Source organism: Streptomyces phaeochromogenes, assembly GCF_001418655.1.
Lineage (GTDB): Bacteria > Actinomycetota > Actinomycetes > Streptomycetales > Streptomycetaceae > Streptomyces > Streptomyces phaeochromogenes.
In genome coordinates, this window is sequence record NZ_LIQZ01000074.1 from 10,926 (window position 1) to 11,603 (window position 678).

General features: G+C 74.2%; 1 protein-coding gene. It reads left to right on the forward strand.

Annotated features, from left to right (window positions below; genetic code table 11):
• The coding region (locus AOK17_RS11210; RefSeq protein ID WP_079052936.1) for a siderophore-interacting protein at positions 1 to 678 on the forward strand (678 nt) is incomplete at both ends.

Below are 678 nucleotides of genomic sequence, written 5' to 3' on the forward strand. Positions count from 1 at the left end.
CCTCGTCCGCGTCACCTTCACCGGCCCGGACCTCCACGCCTTCGCCTCCAACGGCCAGGACCAGAGCCTCTCGCTCTTCCTCCCCCGCCCGGGCCAACAGACCCCCGTCATGCCGATGGAGTACGGCGAAGGCTGGCGCCAGGCCTGGATCGACACCCCCGAAGACGTCCGCGCGGTCATGCGCTCGTACACCCTGCGCGCCCTGCGCCAGGACGCGAACGGCGCCACCACCGAGATCGACATCGACTTCGTGCTGCACGGCACGGAACCCGGCGCCGCGACTCCCGCGGGCCCGGCCTCCCGCTGGGCCGCGGACGCCGAGGCCGGCGACCGGGCGGTCCTGCTCGGCCCGTCCGTCGCCGACAACACGGCGATCCGGTTCCGCCCGCCCGCCGACGCCGACCTGATCCTCATCTGGGCCGACGAGACAGCCCTGCCCGCCGCCTCGGCCATCCTGGAGACCCTGCCCGCCGGCACGAAGGCCCGCGTCTGGCTGGAGGTCCCGCACACCGGCGACCGCGTCGAACCCACCACCTCGGCGGACGCGGAAATCACCTGGCTCGTCCGCGACGAAGCACACGCCGACGCACCCGGTGAGGACCGCGACGGCACCCCCGAAGCCGCCGCCACCTCCGCACCCCCCGAAGCAACCCCCCTCGCCCTGGAAGCCATCCGCAC